Origin of the sequence: Noviherbaspirillum pedocola (assembly GCF_016632335.1) — a bacterium.
GTDB lineage: Bacteria > Pseudomonadota > Gammaproteobacteria > Burkholderiales > Burkholderiaceae_D > Noviherbaspirillum_A > Noviherbaspirillum_A pedocola.
On sequence record NZ_JAEPBG010000014.1, the window covers coordinates 33,025 to 49,569 of the forward strand.

Here is a 16,545-nt window from a genome sequence, read left to right on the forward strand (position 1 = left end):
GCGGATACGCTGCAAAGCAGCGCTGCAACAAGCGCAGCTGGCGCAACGGTCACGGAGATCCTCATGCTGCTTTCCTTGTGATGATTGATTGGAAGATGGCTTAGTTGGTCGACGCAGATTCGAGCGGCATGTCGAGCAGCGCGTCGACAAAGCCAAAAATTTGCGGCCTCGGCGCAGCCTCGGCATCGGCGCCGAAGATGCCGAGGGAATCGCCGGCCGATGCCAGCGGCATGGCGGCAACATTGAGCTGCAGCGTATCGGGACGCACACCGTTAAGTATCGCGACCGCGTCTTCACCCTTGCCCTGCGCCTCTGCCAGCCTTGACACTGCCGCCAGGCGCTCCTTGTCAAACACGAAGGCATTGGCCGGGAGGCTCAGATCAATCAGCTTCTGATGCAGCGTGAAAGCCGCAAGCGGATCGGCGTTCAGCGCAATCATTCGCTGGAAAGCCCAGGCATCGGCCTGGTCAAACGTTGTGCCGGCAATCCATGCCACGCCGGAAAGCGCACCGCGATTGGCAGCCGCGATCTCCATCGTCGTCATCGCCTGCTGCTGGCTGACATGCCGGACGACGACACTGAGCTGGTCGCGGACCTGGTTGCGCGCGATCTCAGCGGCCTCGTCCATGAGCTTTTTGCGCAGCGCGTCACTGATTGCGTTGGCCGCGGCTGTCTGCGCCGCTTTGACCGCGGTCTCAGCCGCCATCGCTACGCCCTTCACGCCGCTGACCAGCGTCGCGAGGCTGTAGACCTTGCCGGCTATCTTGGTGCCGTAGTGGTAAAGCTTCATGCGCGCGCCGCCTTCTTCGGACAGGCCCTGCGTCCACAACACCATCCACAGCGCTTCGTCCTCCGTAGGCGGCTCCTGAACGGTTTCCAGAGGATGCACACTCATCAACCAGTGATAATCCTGCAGCTTCGGCGCATTGGGTACCGCAAGAAACACATGGCCACGACATACCTGGAAGGGCTGGAGCGGGACTGTCCTGCCTCCAGCCAGCGTAACGGGAAAGGGCTTGCCGTCATCCCGTTTTTCGGTGAGATAAGCGCTCATCTTCGCGGCATCGCGCCTGCTATAGCCATCGATAGCTTCAAGCTTGTCGCCGGGGGCAAAGCCGGAGCCGGGAACGGCCGCGATCACGGTAAGGCGCTCATCCACTCCCAGCCCGCGCACCCATGCCACGCGGTCGTTCTCTTCATAAGCGGCGCTGGAAGCAACAGATATCGGCAATTCCCACTGCTTGTCGCAACCAGGATCCTTGAGCTGCGCACTGCGCTGAATGGCCGGTCGCAGCGCCGTCTCAGCAGCGCCATAGGTACGTATGTTGCGTAGAAGCTCCTCGTTGACTTTCCTGCCATCGTCGATCGTGTATTTCGGCGCCCCGCATGCACTCAGCGCAAGCACAACGATCCAGGCGCCAAAGCGCCAGCTCCCTTTATTCATGTTCTCATTTTTGTAATTAATTTCCTGGATTCTACAAAAACGTTACGGAAACGCATAGCGGGCCTTTGCATCTGCAACTAACGCTATTGGAATTTTGCTTACGCTTCAGCGTATAAATGAGGAGCTTATCGAGGTCGCGCTCGTCGACCAAAGCGATACCGGCGACGACTTGCCAAGCCAGGCATGGAATTGAGCTGCTGGTAGTCAGATGTACGCAAGCCAAACGCGGTTTTGTATTGCTGAAGCGCCGCTGAGTCGTCGAACAAGGCTTTGGCTGGACGGCGTGGCTTCGACGACTGGTGCGCAATGAAGAGCGCCTCAAACATACACAGCGGGCACACTTGAATGAAGAGGACCAAGAAACAAAAAGCCCAACCTTGCGGGTTGGGCTAAATGTTTAAATCTACTGGTGCTGATGAGAGGAATCGAACCTCCGACCTACTGATTACGAATCAGTTGCTCTACCAACTGAGCTACATCAGCGAAGGCGCGTATTCTAACAAGAAATCTGCGCGTCCTGCCAGCCTTATCTGTTGACGGGCGACAAGCACCGGCGACAGGCGGTCAGGGGACAAGAAGCGATCAGGCTTCGTTGTGATACCCCGTCACCAGGTCCACTTCATTCTTCGACCCCAGGAACACCGCCACGCGCTGATGCAGGCTGGTCGGCTGGATATCGAGAATCCGCTCCTTGCCGTTCGTAGCCGCGCCGCCGGCCTGCTCGACGATGAAGGCCATCGGATTGGCTTCATACATCAGGCGCAGCTTGCCCGGCTTGTCCGGGTCGCGCGCGTCGGCCGGGTACATGAAGATACCGCCGCGGGTCAGGATGCGGTGCACGTCGGCCACCATCGAGGCGATCCAGCGCATGTTGAAATCCTTGGCGCGCGGGCCGGTCTTGCCGGCGTTCATTTCGTCGACATAGCGCTGGACCGGCGCGAACCAGTGGCGCGCGTTCGAGGCATTGATCGCGTATTCCTTCGTGTCCTCCGGGATCTTGGCCTCGCGCTGCGTCATCACCCAGGAACCCATCTCGCGGTCCAGCGTGAACGATTGCACGCCATTGCCGGTGGTGAGCACCAGCACGGTCTGCGGGCCGTACACCGCGTAGCCGGCGGCAACTTGCTGGCTGCCCGGCTGCAGGAAGGCCTGCTCGTTCGGCGCGCTCATGCCCGCCGGCGCCTTCAGCACCGAGAAGATCGTGCCGATCGATACGTTCACATCGATGTTGGACGAACCATCGAGCGGATCGAACAGCAGCAGGTATTCGCCCATCGGGTAGCGGTTCGGGATCGGATGGATGGTTTCCATTTCCTCGGACGCCATTGCCGCCAGGTGGCCGCCCCATTCATTGGCCTGCAGCAGGATGTCATTCGAGATGATGTCCAGCTTCTTCTGCACTTCGCCCTGCACGTTCTCGCTGTCGGCGCTGCCGAGCACTTCACCCAGCGCGCCCTTGCCGACCGCGTGGCTGATGGTCTTGCAGGCGCGTGCGACGACCTCGATCAGGAGGCGCAGTTCGGCGGGGATGTTGTTGTGCAGCCGCTGTTCTTCGATCAGGTGCTGGGTAAGGCTGATGCGTTTCATTGTGGTCTTTCCTGTTGAGAAATTCGGATCAGTTATCGGCGAGCGCCTTGGTCACGACTTCGAGCACGTCCTTGGACAGCTTCGGCGCCTCGGCCACGCGTTGCAGCGCCTTCTTCATCAGCTGCGCCAGCAGGCGGTCGTACTTGCGCCAGCGGTCCATCGTGCGCGCCAGGCGCGCGGCGACCTGCGGATTGATGGCGTTGAGCGCAATCACCTGCTCGGCCCAGTACTCGTAGCCGCTGCCGTCGGGCGCATGGAAGCGCGCCGGGTTGGCGTTGCAGAAGCTGAAGATCAGGCTGCGCGCGCGGTTCGGATTCTTCAGGTTGAAGGCTTCGTGCTTCATCAGCCTGCGCACATCCGGCACATGCGTGGTGCGAGCGCTGGCCTGCAGCGAGAACCACTTGTCGATCACCAGCGCTTCGCCTTCGAACTCGGTATAGAAGCGCTCCAGCGCATCGGCCTTGCCCGGTGCGCTGCTGTTGACCAAGCCCATCAAGGCGGCGATGCGGTCGGTCATGTTGTCGGCGCGGTCGTATTGCGCCTGCGTCATTGCATGGCTGTCAGTGTCGTCCAGCTCGGCCAGGTACAGCAGCGCGACATTTTTCAAACCACGCTTGCCGGCCGAGGCCGCATCGGGGCTGTAAGCGCCGGTGGTGGCGTTGAGGTTGCAGGCTGCGACCAGGTCGTTGCGCAGCGTGCGCGCCAGCATGCGCCGCAGATACTGGCGCGCGGCGTGGATGGCTTGCGGATCGATGACATCCATCTCCTCGGCCAGCACGCCTTCGGAAGGCAGCGTGAGCGCGACTTCGCGGAAAGCCGCATCGAGCGTGGTGTCGTTCAGGATGGCGCGCAGGCTTTCGATGAAGGTGGCCACGCCCGGCGCGGCTTCCTCGAGTGGCCGCGATTCCTGCACCGCGCGCGTCAATGCCAGCAGATGGCGCGTGGCCAGGCGCTGGCCGGCTTCCCAGCGGTTGAACGGGTCGCTGTCATGCGCCATCAGGAAGGCGAGGTCGTCGTCGCTGTAGTCGTATTCCAGGATCACCGGCGCGGAAAAATCGCGCAGCAGCGAAGGCACAGGCTCGCCGAAGATGCCGGTGAAACGGAAGGTCTGGCTGGCTTCAGTCAGCTCCAGCACCCGGGTGGTCGGCGCTTCGCTCAGGTCGCCCTCGAACACCAGCGGCAGATCGCGGCCCTGCGCATCAAGCAGGCCGATTTTCACCGGGATATGGAAAGGCAGCTTGGTCTTCTGCCCCGGTGTCGGCGGGCAGGATTGCGACAGCGTGATCTCATAGATGCGCGAAGCGTCGTCGTAGCGGGTCTCGGCGCGCACGCGCGGCGTGCCGGCCTGGCTGTACCAGCGCTCGAACTGCGTCAGGTCGCGGCCATTGGCGTCGGCCATCGCGGCGCGGAAGTCGTCGCAGGTCACGGCCTGGCCGTCATGGCGTTCGAAGTACAGGTCCATGCCCTTGCGGAAACCCTCGCGGCCCAGCAGCGTCTGGTACATGCGCACCACTTCCGAGCCCTTCTCGTAAATCGTCACCGTGTAAAAGTTGTTGATCTCGAGATAGCTGTCCGGCCGCACCGGGTGGGCCATCGGGCCGGCATCTTCGGGGAACTGCGCCTGGCGCAGCACGCGCACATCGTCGATGCGCTTGACCGCGCGGCCGCTGTCGGTGCCGACCATGTCGGCCGAGAATTCCTGGTCGCGGAACACGGTCAGGCCTTCCTTCAGCGACAGCTGGAACCAGTCGCGGCAGGTGACGCGGTTGCCGGTCCAGTTGTGGAAGTATTCATGGCCGACCACGGCTTCGATGTTGGCGTAATCGGAATCGGTGGCGATGCGCGGATTGGCCAGCACGTACTTGGTGTTGAAGATGTTCAGGCCCTTGTTTTCCATCGCGCCCATGTTGAAGTCGCCGACGGCGACGATCATGAAGCGATCCAGGTCCAGCTCCAGGCCGAAGCGTTCTTCATCCCAGCGGATGCTGTTCTTCAGTGATTCCATCGCATGCTGGGTCTTGTCGAGATTGCCTTCTTCCACCCAGACCTGCAGCAGCGCTTCGCGGCCGTCGGCGAGAGCGCAGCGCTCTTCCTGGCACACCAGCTTGCCGGCCACCAGCGCAAACAGGTAGGAAGGCTTACGGAACGGGTCTTCCCACAGCGCATAGTGGCGGCCGTCGCCGAGGTCGCCTTCTTCGATCAGGTTGCCGTTGGACAGCAGCACCGGGTATTGCTCGCGGTTCGCGCGCAGCATCACCTTGTACTTCGCCATCACGTCCGGGCGGTCCGGGAAGAAGGTGATCTTGCGGAAACCCTCGGCTTCGCACTGGGTGAAGAAATTGCCGTTGGACACGTACAGGCCCATCAGCGACGTATTGGCTTCCGGCTTGAGCGCGGTCTCGATCTCGAGCACCGCTTCCTCGGGCGCGTTCGGGATGCGCAACTCGTTGTCGGCCAGGCGGTAGGCGCGGCGCGACAGCGGCTTGCCATTCATGCGCAATTGCACCAGTTCCAGGCTGTCATCGCCGACCAGCACGATGTCGTTCGCACGGCCGTCGGGATTGTGGCGCAGCGTCAGGCGCGCAGCGACGCGGGTATCAGTGGGATCGAGATCGAAGCCGAGTTCAACGGTTTCGACCAGGTAATTCGGCTCGGTATAGTCACTGCGACGGATGGCGAGTGTGGTGTCGGTGCGCATGGTGTCAGGACGGAAGGGTTGGAGCGGCTGGACATTTTACCAATGCGTTGCACGCTCGCAGGGAATTTGTAGTGCGGGTTTGCGGTGGTGCAGGGTGCTGCGGATCGGGGAGCGGGCCGTAAGTTGGCGCTGGCCGCGAAGACGAGACCGGCGCGCCCTGCCTGCGGCGCGCCGGATGCGGCATCAGCCGTTGTGCTTCTGCTTGGCGCCGCCGCCTGCGCCCTTGTTGGTGGAAGCCTTGGTATGGCTTGCGGCTTCCCGGCCGCTCTGCTTGTTCTGATGCGCCTTCTTTTCAGCTTCGGTCGGCGTGTTGGACTTCTGCAGACGGGTCTTCTCGGTAGTCATGATGGCCTCCTTGCAATGGATGTCGGATCGACCATGTGTAGACCCGCAAGGCGCGGGGGAAAGTTCCGGAGCGGGCGAGATTTTGTAGGTTGGGCTGACAAGCCCAACATTCACGCGGGCCGTGGACGCCCAATGTTGGGCTTGTCAGCCCAACCTACGCATCATCGAACCGCATCGAGTGCATCGCGCCATCACAGCTTCAAGGGCTTCGCATGCCATACCTCTTCCGCATACTCTGCAATGGTCCGATCCGACGAGAACACGCCCATGCCGGCCACGTTCAGGATCGAGCGCCGCGTCCACTCATCCTGCTGCCGGTACAGCGCGTCGACCTCGTCCTGCTTTTCCACGTAGCTGGCAAAGTCGGCCAGCAGCAGGTAGTGGTCGCCGAAGTTCACCAGCAGATCGTAGATCTGCTGGTAGCGCCCCGGCTCGCCCGGCGAGAAGGCGCCGTCGCGGATCGCGTCCAGCACCTCGCGCAGCATGGGGTTCGATTCATACAGCTGCCGCGGCGCATAGCCGTGCGCGCGCAAATCGGCCACCTGCGGCGCGGTCAGGCCGAAGATGAAGATGTTCTCTTCGCCGACCTGCTCCATGATCTCGATGTTGGCGCCGTCCAGCGTGCCCATGGTCAGCGCACCGTTCAGGGCCAGCTTCATGTTGCCGGTGCCGGAAGCCTCGGTGCCGGCGGTAGAAATCTGCTCGGACAGGTCCGCCGCCGGGATGATCAGCTCGGCCAGGCTCACGCTGTAGTTCGGCATGAACACCACCTTGAGCCGGTCGCCGATGCGCGGATCGTTGTTGATCTTCGCGGCCACGTCATTGATCAGCCGGATGATCAGCTTGGCGTTGTGATACGCCGAAGCGGCCTTGCCGGCAAAGAGCACGGTGCGTGGCACCCAGTCGGCCTGCGGATCGGCGAGGATGCGGTGGTAGCGCGCAATCACCTGCAGCAGGTTCAGCAACTGCCGCTTGTATTCATGGATGCGCTTGACCTGCACGTCGAACAGCGAATCCGGGTTCAGCATGACGCCGAACTGCGCCTGGATGCGCTCGGCCAGGCGCAGCTTGTTGCTGCGCTTGGCATGGCGGAATTCGGCGGCGAAGGCGGCGTCGCCGGCCAGCGGCTTCAATTGCGACAGCATCTCCAGGTGCCGGCGCCAGTCGCGGCCGATGCGCGCATCGATCAATGCCGACAGCGCTGGATTGGCCTGCGCCACCCAGCGCCGCGGCGTGACGCCATTGGTCTTGTTGTTGAAGCGTTCCGGGAATACGCGCGCGAAGTCGGCGAAGATCGATTGCGTCATCAGCTCGGAATGCAGCCGCGACACACCGTTGATCTTGTGGCTGGCCACCACCGCGACATAGGCCATGCGCACGCGCCGCTCGCCATGCTCGTCGATCAGCGAGATGCGGCGCATCAGCTCCACGTCCACGCCGAAGCGCTTGTTCACTTCGCCGAGGAAGTCGGCATTGATGTCGAAGATCAGGTTCAGGTGGCGCGGCAGCAGCCGGCCCAGCATGTCCACCGGCCAGGTTTCCAGCGCCTCGTGCATCAGCGTGTGATTGGTGTACGAAAACACCCGCTGCGCCAGCGGCCAGGCTTCATTCCATGGCATGCCATGCTCATCGATCAGGATGCGCAGCAGCTCGGGCACTGCCAGCACCGGGTGTGTATCGTTCAGATGCACCGCCGCATGCTCGGGCAGCGAGGACAGGCCATGGCCGTTCTGCAGATGGCGCCGCACCATGTCCTGCATGCTGGCGGAGACGAAGAAGTATTCCTGGCGCAGCCGCAGCTCGCGCCCGGACTGCGTGGAATCATCGGGATACAGCACCCGCGACACATTCTCGGAATGGTTCTTGTCCTCCACCGCGGCGAAGTAATTGCCGCGATTGAAGGCCGACAGGTCCATCTCCGCCGTGGCCTTGGCCGACCACAGCCTCAGCGTGTTGGTGGTCTTGGTCGCATAGCCGGGGATGATGGTGTCGTAGGCCATGGCCAGCACTTCTTCGCCATCGACCCAGCGCGGCCTGCCATCCTGGTACTCGATACGCCCGCCGAAGCGCACCCGGTACTGCACCTCGGGCCGTGGGAATTCCCATGGATTGCCGGCGGTGAGCCAGTAATCCGGGCTTTCCACCTGCACGCCGTCGATGATCTGCTGGCGGAACATGCCGTAGTCGTAGCGGATGCCGTAGCCCATGCCGCAGATACCGAGCGTGGCCATCGAATCGAGGAAGCAGGCGGCCAGGCGCCCCAGGCCGCCGTTGCCCAGCGCCGCATCGGGCTCGTTGTCGACGATCCAGTCGAAGTCCACGTCCAGGCCGCGCAGCGCTTCGCGCACCTGGTCATGGATGCCCAGCGCCAGCAGCGCATTGGTGAAGGCGCGGCCGACCAGGAATTCCATCGACAGGTAATACACCCGCTTGGCGTCGGAGAGGTCGGCTTCATGGTTGGTCGCCATCCAGCCTTCGACCATGCGGTCGCGCACCGCGAGCTCGACCGCATGCAGCCAGTCCTGCGAGCGCGCGGTGGCCGGGTTCTTGCCGACCGCGTAGATCAGCTTGTTGGAGATCGAACGCATGAGGTCGTGCACATCGTGCGCGAGCCGGTCATAGGCGAAGTCTTGTTGTGCCATGGTTGTCTTTCGTAGGGTCGAGGCAGGGTGCTATACCGGCACCGCGATCTGTCGATACAGGTCCAGGTATTGCCGGGCAGCGGCATTCCAGTCGAAATGCTGACGCATCGCGCAACGCTGCACCCGGTAACGGTCATTGGGCCGCGAAAACAGCGCGAAGGCGCGCCGCAACGCGCCATCATAGGCTTCCTGCGCGAAACGGTCGAAGACAAATCCGGTGGCGGCATCCTCGGCCAGATTTTCCAGGCTGCTGTCGACCACCGAATCCGCCAGGCCGCCGACCCGATGCACCAACGGCAGCGTGCCATAGGCCAGACCGTAGAGCTGGGTCAGGCCGCAGGGCTCGAAACGCGAGGGCACGAGGATCACGTCGGCGCCGGCGATGAGGCGATGCGACAGCGCTTCGTCATAGCCGATGCGCACCGCGATGGCATCGGGCTGGCGCGCGGCCGCTTCGCGAAATGCCGCTTCCATGTCGGGGTCGCCGCTGCCCAGCAGCGCGAGCTGGCCGCCACGCCGGATCATTTCCTCCAAGCCGCCCAGCACCAGCCGCAAGCCCTTCTGCTCGGTGAGCCGGCTCACCACCGTGAACAGCAGCGCATCCTCGCGCTCCTGCAGGCCGAATTCACGCTGCAGCGCGCGCTTGCAATCGGCCTTACCGCCGAGGTGGTCGGCATCGTAGTTCGCGGGCAGCAACGTATCGGTGGCCGGGCTCCATATCGCCGGGTCGACGCCGTTCAGGATGCCGTGCAGATCCCCCGCGCGCGAGGCCAGCAAACCATCCAGGCCGCAGCCCTGCTCCGGCTGCTGGATCTCGCGCGCATAGGTCGGGCTCACCGTGGACAGCTTGTCGGCATAGAACAACCCGGCTTTCATGAACGAGACCTGGCCGTGATACTCGAGGCCATACAGATCGAAGAAATAGCCGGGCAGGCCCAGCATTGGAAAGCTCGCGCCGTCGAACACGCCCTGGTAGGCCAGGTTATGCACGGTGAACAGCGTGCCAGCCAGACGACGGCCGCGCTGATGCTCGCGCTGCTTCAGATAGGCCATGCTCATGCCGGCATGCCAATCGTGGCCATGCACCACCTGCGGCCGCCAGTCGGCGTCATGCCCGTCGGCCAGCCAGGCCGCGACCCAGCCAAGCAGCGCGAAGCGACGATCGTTGTCGACATAGGCACGGTTGCCGGCATCGGAATACGGATTGCCCGGCCGGTCGTAGAGCTGCGGCGCATCGATCACATAGGCCGGAATGCCGCTGCCCGGCAGCCGGCCGCGCAGCAGGCGGATCGCATCGGTGCCGAAGCGCGGCCCGATTTCGGCAACGGGCTGCTGATCTTCGACGCCGGCGCGGATGGCCGGAAAGCCGGGCAACAGCACCCGCGAGTCCACGCCCAGCGGCGCCAGCGCCGCCGGCAGCGCGCCGGTCACATCCGCCAGGCCCCCGGTCTTCAATAGCGGATACAGTTCCGCGCAGACATGCAGCGCCCGCATCATGCCGTTGGCGTGTCGATGGGCCGGGTATTGAGCATCTCCGGGGTGATCAGCACCACGCCGCTCTCGGTGCGGAAGAAACGGTCCTTGTCCTCCTGCGGATTCTCGCCCACCACCATGCCATCGGGAATCACGCAGCCGCGGTCGATGACGACCTTGGTCAGCCGGCAGCCGCGGCCGATGCGGGTCTGCGGCAGGATCACCGCTTCGCGGATGGTGCAGCCGGTTTCCACCTGCACGCTGGAGAACAGCACGGCGCGGTCGATGTCGGAGCCATGCACGATGCAGCCGCCCGAAACCATCACATTCACCGCGCGGCCGTTGACGCCGTTTTCATCGGGCAGGAATTTCGCCGGCGGCAATTGCTCCTGGTTGGTCCAGATCGGCCATTCACGATCGTAGATATCGAGCTCGGGCTTGGGCTCGGTGAGATCCAGGTTGGCCGACCAGAACGCGTCCACAGTGCCGACGTCGCGCCAGTAGGCAATATGCTCGGCCGATTGCGCCGGCGGAATGCTGGACATGGAAAACGGATGCGCCGTGGCCGAGCCGTCGCGCACCACGCGCGGAATGATGTCCTTGCCAAAGTCATGGTTGGACTTCGGATTGTTGATGTCTTCTTCCAGCAGCCGGTACAGGTAATCGGCATTGAAGACATAGATGCCCATCGAGGCCAGCGCGATGTCCGGGTTGTCGGGCATGCCCGGCGGCTGCGGCGGCTTCTCGATGAAATCGACGACGCGGCGCTTGGCATCCACTGCCATCACGCCGAACGCCACCGCTTCCATGCGCGGCACCTCGATGCAACCCACGGTGCAGCCCGAGCCGCGTTCGACATGGTCGAGCAGCATCAGCGAGTAATCCATCTTGTAGATATGGTCGCCGGCCAGCACCACGATGTATTCCGGGTTGTAGCCGCGGATGATGTCGAGGTTCTGGTAGACCGCGTCGGCGGTGCCGCGATACCAGTCCGTTTCATTCAGCCGCTGCTGCGCCGGCAGCAGGTCGAGAAACTCGTTCATTTCGGGTCGCAAGAAGCTCCAGCCGCGCTGCAGGTGGCGCAGGAGCGAATGCGACTTGTATTGCGTGACCACGCCGATGCGCCGTATGCCTGAGTTCAGGCAGTTCGACAACGCAAAGTCGATGATGCGGAACTTGCCGCCGAAATACACTGCGGGCTTGGCCCGTTTGTCCGTCAACCTTTCCAGCCGCGAGCCGCGGCCACCAGCGAGCACCAGCGCCATCGTGCGCCTCGGCAATTGCCGGGATAGCAGTATTTTGTCCATGGATCGTCTCATAGCCCGTTGTCTTCCGTTTTGCCCGCGATGGCGTCGCCGCCTTCGCCCGGTATTCATACCCCGCAGCAGCAGGCGCCGGAAAGGGAGTTCGCCCGTTGTTGCTTGCCATGACGATACGAGTAGTGGCGGGCCCGAATGTTCCCATGCGCCGCGCCGGATCAAACCCGACTGCTAGAATCCGCGCAAAGCTTGCGCTGACGCTGTTTCCTCCGATGAAGTAAAGCGTCCTTCCCCTTCCACCAGGCATGTTCGATGACTCGATCTTCCGCGCGCTCCGATACCGAAACGCATTTTTCCTATCCCAGGCTGCTGACCATCGCCGGCTCCGACAGCGGCGGCGGCGCCGGCATCCAGGCCGACCTGAAAACCTTCGCCGCGCTCGGCTGTTACGGCATGAGCGCGATCACGGCCATTACTGCGCAGAACACTCGCGGCGTGCGCGCGATCGCGCCGCTGGCGCCGTCGATACTAACCGCGCAGATCGATGCGGTGGCCGAAGACATAGGCGTGGATGCAGTGAAGATTGGCATGCTGCACGACCCGGAGACTGTGCGCACGGTGGCCGCGGCATTGCGGCGCCATCGTTTTGCGCATGTGGTGCTGGACCCGGTGATGGTTGCCACCAGCGGCGATGCGCTGATGGCGCGCGAGACCGTCGCGGTGCTGGTTTCGGAACTGTTTCCGCTGGCCGCCGTGGTCACGCCTAACCTGCATGAAGCGGCGCTGCTGCTCGGCCGGCCGGTGGCAGAGGAAGCCGACATGGAAGCAGCGGCGGCCGCGCTGCTGGCGTTGGGCGCACAGGCGGTGCTGTTGAAGGGCGGGCATCTGCCGGGTGAGCGCATGGTCGACCTGCTGGCGCGGACTGGTGCGAAGCCGCAAGCCATGGTTTCCGCGCGCATTCCAAGCGCCAATACCCATGGCACCGGCTGCACGCTGTCCTCGGCGCTGGCCTGCCATCTCGCGCTCGGCGCGTCACTTGACGATGCGGCGCAAAGGGCGAAGGACTATGTGCACGCGGCGATCGCGGCCGGCGCGGATGTGCGCATCGGACACGGGCATGGGCCTTTGAATCATGGATTTGCGCCGGTGGCGATGCGGAAGGTGGAACGGTCTTCGTAGGTTGGGCTGACAAGCCCAACATCACACGCCAACAGACCGCGAGCATGTTGGGCTTGCAGCCCAACCTACCGGCCAACGTCCAACCGTCCGCGGCCTGCGACCAGGTTGGGCTTCCTTCGTCAGCCCAACCTACGAGCCTCTAACGTACACATTCACACGCATCCTGCAACGACCCGAGCAACATCCCTGCACCGCTGCGCCGCTAGACTGCCTTTTCCCCTTTCGCGGCGACCAACAGTGAACACCTTCCAGCTCGTCAGCCTTGTCATCTTCCTGGTCGCTGTCTTCGGCTACGTGAATTACCGCTTCATCCGGTTGCCCGATGCGATCGGCATCACCGCGGTCGCCACGGTGGCCTCACTCATCAGCCTGGGCGCCCAGCAGCTGTATCCGGGCTTGACCGATGGCCTTGGCGATGCGATGGCGCGCATCCGCTTTCCCGAGCTGCTGCTGCATGGCCTGCTCGGCGTGCTGCTCTTTGCCGGCAGCATGCATATCCGCATGGGCGCCATTCTTGCCGAGAAGTGGCAGGTGATTCCTTTGGCCACCATCGGCGTGGTGCTATCGACGATGCTCGTTGGCGCCGGTTTCTGGCTGCTGTGCCGCGCAGCCGGCGTGAGCTTGCCACCGGTATGGTGCCTGGTGTTCGGCGCGCTGATCTCGCCGACCGATCCGGTCGCGGTGGTGGCAATTTTGAAACGCGCCGGTGTGCCGGAAAGCCTGGAAACCCGCATCAGCGGCGAAAGCCTGTTCAATGACGGCACCGGCGTGGTCGTCTTCATCACGCTGCTCGGCGTGGCTTCCTCGCCGGACTCCTTCGACCTCGGCCATACGCTGCTGCTGTTCCTGCGCGAAGTGCTCGGCGGCCTGGCCTTCGGCCTCGGCGCGGGCTATGCCGGCTTTCTGCTGCTGCGCGCGGTCGATAGCTATGCGGTGGAAATCATGATCACGCTGGCCCTGGCCACCGCCGGCTATGCAGCGGCCGAAGCGCTGTCGGTGTCGGCGCCGATCGCGGTCGCCTGCATGGGTCTGCTGGTGGGCAACCGCGCCAAGGAAGAAGCGATGTCGGACAAGACGCGCGAGCGGCTGTTCGGCTTCTGGAGCGTGCTCGATGAATTGCTGAACCTGCTGCTGTTCGGGCTGATCGGCCTGGAAATGCTGCTGCTGCCGTTGTCGCACCCTGGCATCGCAGCAGGCGCGGTCGCCGTCGTGCTGGCGGCGCGCTTTCTATCCATCGTCGCGCCGATACTCGGCACGCCGCGGCTGCGTGAAGTGGCGCGCGTGACGCTACCGGTAATGACCTGGGGCGGACTGCGCGGCGGCATTTCGATCGCGCTGGCGTTGTCGCTGCCCGCCTTTGACGGCCGCGACATCCTGCTCTCTGCAACCTATGCCGCGGTGATCTTCAGCATCCTGATACAGGCGCCGACACTGGGTTGGCTGGCCAAGCGCCGGCTGGATCGACAACGGAAATTCGAGGCGCATGGTTCGTAGGTTGGGCTGACGAAGGAAGCCCAACGGGAGTTCGCACGGGAGCGGGCTTCGTGTTGGGCTTGGCAGCCCAAGCTACGGAGGCAGCCCAACAATGAAGTCCGCGGGGGTTCGACGTTCCGTTGGGCTTGTCAGCCCAACCTACGCAGGATCCGGTCGTTCCGCGATGCCACCACATCACGCACGCAGCGGATTGCGCATGCGCCCATGCACATCATCCGAGGTGCCGAGCAGGCGCATGCGCAGGAAGGACTTCGCCGGCCAGTCGCCTTCGAGCAGCGCGGCGCGCTCGGCTTCCCAGCGCGCCGCCGGCACGCGCGCGCGCAGGCGCTCGAACACGTTTTCGGTTTCTTCACGCAGGATGCGGTAAAACCCGTCTTCCTCCTCGCCGGCGGCATGCGCAAGCGCCAGGCCGAGTTCGCACAGATGGCACAGCATCATCGCGTGCAGCAGCTTGTCGCGCACCGGCTCATCGGTATCGAAACAGGCATGGCCGGCGCTGTACGGCACGAGGTCCAGGCCGGCGTGCCGCAGCGTCGGCATGTGCACCCGCAGGTCGCCGAAGTCGCGCAGCAGCAGGCGCGCCGGGCGCCAGTCGCGATCGAGCAGCATGAAGCTGTTCTGCTGATGCGCTTCGAAACCCATGCCGTACAGCAGATAGGCGCCGAGTGCCGCGCTCAGTACGGTGGCGGCATGCCGGCGGAAATAGGCTTGCGCCGCCTGCGGCCCGTCGCCTTCGCCGAGCCGTGCCAGCTCCAGCGCCAGCGGCCGGCCGTCGACGGGAGAAGGCGCGAACAGCGCGCCGACCGGCAGCGGAAACAGGCCGTTCTGCGCAAACGCCATCGGGTTGCCGCGCATGAGCACAGACAGATGGCGCGAACGCTCGTCGCTTGCGCCCGCGCCGTCGTAGACCATGCCGAGGACCTCGGGAATGATGTCCAGCCTGCCATCGAATCCCGCTTCGCGTTCCAGCACCTGGCGCAGGAGCGCGGTGAAGCGCGGGCCCATGGTCGCGATCTTCGGCGATACCGCGCGCTGCACGCTGGTCAGGCGCAGCGACACCGGCAGCTTCACATGCGGCGCATGGGGCGAGCCATCGGGCACGACGGTGCGAAAGGACATGGTAGGCATGGCCGGCATTGCCGCCTGCTCAAGGAGCAAAACCTCGCCGGCTGCGATCTCGGCGGCGAACTCGCGCGGCACCAGATGCTGTGCCTGGTACGGATGCAGCGGCAGCGGCAGCCAGTCGTCGAGGTGCACGCCCTGCCCGGCCGCGCGCAGCGCATCGCGCCATTGCTGCGAGGCCTGCGGAAACTGGCGCGCAAACCAGGCCGCGTAGTCGCCGCAGCCGGGCAGCGCTTCGATGCGCGCGCAATCGCGCCGCAGCGCCGCCAGCGGCAACTGCAGCCGTGCGCCGAATTCCGGCGACAGCGCCCGCACCTCTTCGGGCATCAGGCCAAGCTTGGTCTTGCTCATCGGATGCCAGGGATGGCCGACCGTGCCCCATTGCTCCAGCAGCAGCGACGGGTTCGGCTCGCTTGCGCGCCGCAGCCCGGCCAGAAAAGGCGCGCCGTCGGCGCAATAGCGCTGGCGCAGCTGCCGGCCCCATTGCCGGCGATGGCGCAGGCTTTCGGCCTCGTTGTCGACGCTGTTGTCCAGCTCGCGCAGCACCCGGCGCAGCGCCGCCGGGCTGACATTGCCGGCAAGCGAGCGCGCCACGCAGGCCAGCAGCGCCGCGCCGGTGAGGATTTCCCGCGGCTCGCGTCCGGCGGCGTAATACCAGACTTGACCATCGAGGCGGCAATCCCCGATGCGGCCGATGTGCAGGCCCTTGAAGCGTAGCGCAGCGCTCTGCAGACCATCGGACAGCGGCAGCCAGCATGTGCCGCCGCGCCAGGACAGACGCTGCGCCGGCAGCAAGCCTTCGCGAAGCAGCGCTTGCAGCGTGCTGCGCAGATTGCGTCGGCCGGCAGCGAGCCAGTCCTCGTCCTGCCCGGATTCCGAGGCGATTTCCTGGGCGGCATCGAGGTTCAGGGGCATGGTGAACATGGTTCAGCTCGGATTCGGTTGCGCTGCAAAGATCATCGCACCGCGGCTCGGAAGTCTGCCCGGGTTGCGACGCGCGGACCTTGATCGTTTCGAGATCTCGGCCGGGACATGATCCGCGCGCCGGGTGACGGCGCAATGACATTCACGAAACGCATGAGCGGTATCCGAAATCGCAATTTTGATTCCGAACGGCAAGCCGCTATTCTTACGCCTGTCTCCTCCACCCTCCCAAGGATGGATTAACCCGCTCCCCGTGAGCGGGTTTTTTTTCGTCCCTGCGCGTTCATCGAGCGCACGCTTGCTCTCATGTCCCAAGGCGCTGCTCAGGAAAAATCATTGCCAATGAACGAAAGGCCGCTCCACGAACACTGGAGCGGC

General features: G+C 64.0%; 10 protein-coding genes and 1 tRNA gene. 2 read left to right on the forward strand and 9 right to left on the reverse strand.

Annotated features, from left to right (window positions below; genetic code table 11):
* Positions 1–100: 100 nt before the first annotated feature.
* The 8 genes from JJB74_RS24125 to glgC all read right to left on the reverse strand — a co-directional run bounded on the left by JJB74_RS24125 (position 101) and on the right by glgC (position 11,496).
* Positions 101–1,444: a hypothetical protein gene (locus JJB74_RS24125; protein WP_200596250.1), complete on the reverse strand. Its 1,344-nt coding sequence runs from the start codon at positions 1,442–1,444 to the stop codon at positions 101–103.
* A 407-nt stretch (positions 1,445–1,851) separates the two neighbouring features.
* A tRNA-Thr gene (locus JJB74_RS24130) sits at positions 1,852–1,927 on the reverse strand.
* Between the two features lie 99 nt (positions 1,928–2,026).
* Positions 2,027–3,031 carry a class 1 fructose-bisphosphatase gene (locus tag JJB74_RS24135; protein ID WP_200596252.1) on the reverse strand — a complete coding sequence of 335 codons (1,005 nt, stop codon included), beginning with the start codon at positions 3,029–3,031 and terminating at the stop codon, positions 2,027–2,029.
* Positions 3,032–3,059: 28 nt separating this feature from the next.
* Positions 3,060–5,729 (reverse strand): aminopeptidase N, encoded by a 2,670-nt coding sequence (gene pepN / locus JJB74_RS24140; RefSeq protein WP_200596254.1) that lies wholly within the window; start codon positions 5,727–5,729, stop codon positions 3,060–3,062.
* 183 nt (positions 5,730–5,912) lie between these two features.
* Positions 5,913–6,074: a hypothetical protein gene (locus tag JJB74_RS24145; RefSeq protein ID WP_200596256.1), complete on the reverse strand. Its 162-nt coding sequence runs from the start codon at positions 6,072–6,074 to the stop codon at positions 5,913–5,915.
* A gap of 191 nt (positions 6,075–6,265) precedes the next feature.
* Positions 6,266–8,716: a glycogen/starch/alpha-glucan phosphorylase gene (locus JJB74_RS24150; protein ID WP_200596258.1), complete on the reverse strand. Its 2,451-nt coding sequence runs from the start codon at positions 8,714–8,716 to the stop codon at positions 6,266–6,268.
* Between the two features lie 30 nt (positions 8,717–8,746).
* Complete coding sequence (glgA, locus tag JJB74_RS24155; protein ID WP_200596390.1) at positions 8,747–10,210, reverse strand: glycogen synthase GlgA; 1,464 nt, start codon at positions 10,208–10,210, stop codon at positions 8,747–8,749.
* A complete protein-coding gene (glgC, locus tag JJB74_RS24160; protein WP_234484807.1) occupies positions 10,210–11,496 on the reverse strand; it encodes a glucose-1-phosphate adenylyltransferase in 1,287 nt (428 codons plus the stop codon). Before glgC ends, glgA begins: the two co-directional genes overlap by 1 nt.
* 264 nt (positions 11,497–11,760) lie before the next feature.
* Here glgC and thiD point away from each other — a divergent pair, with 264 nt between their 5' ends.
* Both thiD and JJB74_RS24170 read left to right on the forward strand, forming a co-directional pair.
* Positions 11,761–12,627, forward strand: coding sequence for a bifunctional hydroxymethylpyrimidine kinase/phosphomethylpyrimidine kinase (thiD, locus tag JJB74_RS24165; RefSeq protein ID WP_200596261.1), 867 nt, complete (start codon positions 11,761–11,763; stop codon positions 12,625–12,627).
* A 237-nt stretch (positions 12,628–12,864) separates the two neighbouring features.
* Complete coding sequence (locus JJB74_RS24170; protein ID WP_200596263.1) at positions 12,865–14,121, forward strand: cation:proton antiporter; 1,257 nt, start codon at positions 12,865–12,867, stop codon at positions 14,119–14,121.
* Between the two features lie 174 nt (positions 14,122–14,295).
* Here the strand turns inward: JJB74_RS24170 and JJB74_RS24175 are convergent, their stop codons facing one another.
* A complete protein-coding gene (locus JJB74_RS24175; RefSeq protein WP_200596265.1) occupies positions 14,296–16,167 on the reverse strand; it encodes an IucA/IucC family protein in 1,872 nt (623 codons plus the stop codon).
* Positions 16,168–16,545 lie beyond the last annotated feature (378 nt).